4 protein-coding genes are annotated in these 3557 nt (G+C 36.0%); all 4 read left to right on the plus strand.

The genetic code is table 11. The annotated features are described in order from the left end of the window. A partial coding sequence (rfbC, locus tag AC1DTM_RS20455) for a dTDP-4-dehydrorhamnose 3,5-epimerase (RefSeq protein ID WP_477000748.1) occupies positions 1–528 on the plus strand: 528 nt, incomplete at its 5' end. Between the two features lie 15 nt (positions 529–543). Next, on the plus strand, positions 544–1515 hold the full coding sequence (gene rfbB / locus AC1DTM_RS20460) for a dTDP-glucose 4,6-dehydratase (protein ID WP_477000749.1): 972 nt from the start codon (positions 544–546) through the stop codon (positions 1513–1515). 11 nt (positions 1516–1526) lie between these two features. Beyond that, the gene (rfbD, locus tag AC1DTM_RS20465; RefSeq protein ID WP_256416073.1) at positions 1527–2381 is read left to right on the plus strand and encodes a dTDP-4-dehydrorhamnose reductase; all 855 of its coding nucleotides are present in this window, start codon (positions 1527–1529) and stop codon (positions 2379–2381) included. 109 nt (positions 2382–2490) lie between these two features. After that, positions 2491–3261 carry an enoyl-ACP reductase FabI gene (gene fabI, locus AC1DTM_RS20470; RefSeq protein ID WP_002158869.1) on the plus strand — a complete coding sequence of 257 codons (771 nt, stop codon included), beginning with the start codon at positions 2491–2493 and terminating at the stop codon, positions 3259–3261. The last annotated feature ends 296 nt before the right edge of the window (positions 3262–3557 follow it).

Below are 3557 nucleotides of genomic sequence, written 5' to 3' on the forward strand. Positions count from 1 at the left end.
AATTTTACCGATGCGAAATTGTTAGAACCGAAGTTATTTGAAGACGATCGAGGTTTCTTTATAGAAAGTTATAATAAGAGGGTGCTAGAAACATTAGGAATTACGGATTCATTTGTACAGGATAACGTATCTTATTCAGCTAAAGCGGGAACGATTCGAGGACTACACTTCCAGAAAAAACCGAAAGCACAAACGAAACTCATTCAAGTTGTTCAAGGGGCAATTTATGATGTTATCGTAGATTTAAGAAAAGATTCACCAACCTTTAAACAATGGAAAGGGTATATTTTAAGCGCGGATAATCACCGGCAATTATTAGTGCCAAAAGGATTTGCTCATGGTTTTTGTACGCTTGTACCTCATACAATTGTTATGTATAAAGTAGATGAGTATTATAGTGCTGAGCATGATTCAGGTTTGCTTTGGGAAGATAAAGAACTAGCAATTCCATGGCCGGTAACAAACCCTATTTTGTCGGATAAGGACCGCATATTACCATTACTTCAGGGATATGAAGATAGTTTTTAAGTAGGAGAGTTGTTTATGAATATACTAGTAACAGGTGGAGCAGGATTTATTGGAAGTAATTTCATTCACTATATGTTAAAAAACTATGAAACATATAGAATTATTAATTACGATGCATTAACATATAGCGGGAATTTAAATAATGTAAAGTCAATTCAAGACAATCCTAACTATTCATTCATAAAGGGGAAGATCCAAAATGGAGAGCTGCTGGAGCATATTATTAATGAACGTGACGTGCAAATAATTGTAAATTTTGCAGCGGAATCACATGTGGATCGTAGCATTGAAAATCCTATTCCTTTTTATGATACGAATGTAATCGGGACAGTCACCTTATTAGAGTTAGTGAAAAAATATCCACATATTAAACTCGTGCAAGTATCAACAGATGAAGTGTACGGGTCTTTAGGGAAAACAGGGAAGTTTACCGAGGAAACCAAGTTAGCTCCAAATAGTCCATACTCTTCCAGTAAGGCGAGCGCTGACATGATAGCTTTATCTTATTATAAAACATATCAATTACCAGTCATAGTGACGCGTTGTTCCAATAACTATGGGCCGTATCAATATCCTGAGAAGTTAATTCCATTAATGGTTACGAATGCGCTGGAAGGAAAAAATCTACCGTTATATGGTGATGGATTAAATGTAAGAGATTGGTTACATGTAACGGATCATTGTAGCGCGATTGATGTTGTTTTGCATAAGGGGCGTTTAGGAGAAGTATATAATATAGGCGGAAATAACGAAAAAACAAATGTAGATGTTGTGGAACAAATTATTAATCTATTGGGAAAAACGAAAAAAGATATTGAATTTGTTACAGACCGTTTAGGTCACGATCGTCGTTATGCGATTGATGCAMAAAAGATGAAGAATGAGTTTGATTGGGAACCGAAGTATACGTTTGAACAAGGGTTAAAAGAAACGGTGGAATGGTATGAAAACAATACGGAATGGTGGAGACGACTAAAAGAAAAGTAAGGGGCATGTAAATGAAAGAGCGGGTTATCATAACAGGAGCAAATGGTCAATTGGGAAAACAACTACAAGAAGAGTTGAATCCTGAAGAATATGATATATATCCATTTGATAAAAAGTTACTAGATGTAACAAATATATCCCGAATTCAGCAAGTGGTACAAGAAATAAGGCCACATATAATCATTCATTGTGCAGCGTATACGAAGGTTGATCATGCTGAGAAAGAACAAGATCTTGCTTATTTAATAAATGCGATAGGAGCTCGAAATGTAGCGGTTGCTTCACAATTAGTAGGGGCTAAGTTAGTTTATATTAGTACCGATTATGTATTTCAAGGGGACAGACCGGATGGATATGATGAATTTCATAATCCAGCGCCGATAAATATATACGGGGCCTCTAAGTTTGCGGGGGAGCAGTTCGTTAAAGAGCTACATAATAAATATTTTATCGTTCGTACATCGTGGCTATATGGTAAGTATGGAAATAATTTTGTGAAAACGATGATGCGATTAGGAAAAGAAAGAGAAGAAATATCTGTTGTAGCGGATCAAATCGGCTCTCCTACGTATGTGGCGGATTTAAATATGATTATTAATAAGCTCATTCATACTTCTTTATACGGTACGTATCACGTATCAAATAGAGGCTCATGTTCTTGGTTTGAATTTGCTCAAAAAATATTTTTATATGCAAATATGAAAGTGAATGTATTACCTGTTTCAACCGAAGAATTCGGATCGGCGGCAGCGAGACCGAAATATTCTATCTTTCAACATAACATGCTACGATTAAATGGTTTTTTAGAAATGCCTTCTTGGGAAGAAGGATTAGAGCGGTTTTTTATAGAAACAAAAAGTCATTAACGAATTTGAAGTTAATGACTTTTTTGTTTGCCTTTAAGAGGTTTTATGGTACTATTATTATAGTATCAGGTACTAATAACAAGTATAAGTATTTCTGGGAGGATATATCATGGAACTATTACAAGGGAAAACATTTGTTGTTATGGGCGTTGCGAATCAAAGAAGTATTGCATGGGGAATTGCTCGCTCTTTGCATAATGCAGGTGCAAAATTAATATTCACATTTGCAGGAGAACGTTTAGAAAGAAACGTTCGTGAATTAGCGGATACATTAGAAGGGCAAGAATCACTTGTATTACCTTGTGACGTAACGAATGATGAAGAACTTACAGCTTGCTTTGAAACGATTAAGCAAGAAGTTGGTACAATTCATGGTGTAGCACATTGTATTGCTTTTGCAAATCGTGACGATTTAAAAGGCGAATTTGTAGATACTTCTCGCGATGGATTTTTACTTGCACAAAATATTAGTGCATTCTCTTTAACAGCTGTAGCAAGAGAAGCGAAGAAAGTAATGACAGAAGGCGGAAATATTTTAACGTTAACATACCTTGGCGGCGAGCGTGTTGTGAAAAACTATAACGTTATGGGTGTTGCGAAAGCTTCATTAGAAGCTAGCGTGAAATATTTAGCGAATGATTTAGGACAACATGGCATTCGCGTTAACGCTATTTCTGCAGGACCAATTCGTACGTTATCTGCGAAAGGTGTAGGCGATTTTAACTCAATCTTAAGAGAAATCGAGGAGCGCGCACCACTTCGCCGCACAACAACTCCAGAAGAAGTTGGGGATACAGCAGTATTCTTATTCAGTGATTTAGCACGCGGAGTAACAGGTGAGAATATTCATGTTGATTCAGGATATCATATTTTAGGATAAATATGATATCGATTATAACTTTTTAAGGGCAGTCTCTATATAGTGAGACTGCCCTTTTGATGTTTTAGAGAAAGAAAGAATTTTAACGAAAGTTATTGCGTTAGGATGAATATAACTATAAGAGTGCACGATTTATTCAACAGTAGAGGATAATCAGGCTTTTCCCTTTAGATTTAGTAAGTGTAAAGAGTCTTGGTGGACGTTAGTCTAATTTGTTCAATTAATAATTAAATAGGGAAAAATTCCTCGTTGATGAAGGATTCACTTTATGGAAGTGGGAGGGACGAGTGTGGAGA

It is taken from the genome of Bacillus sp. P4_D3 (genome assembly GCF_056401855.1).

Coding starts and splice junctions, on each gene's coding strand:
- rfbD (WP_256416073.1), top strand. CDS start 1,527: ATGAAAGAGCGGGTTATCATAACAGGAGCAAATGGTCAATTGGGAAAA.
- fabI (WP_002158869.1), top strand. CDS start 2,491: ATGGAACTATTACAAGGGAAAACATTTGTTGTTATGGGCGTTGCGAAT.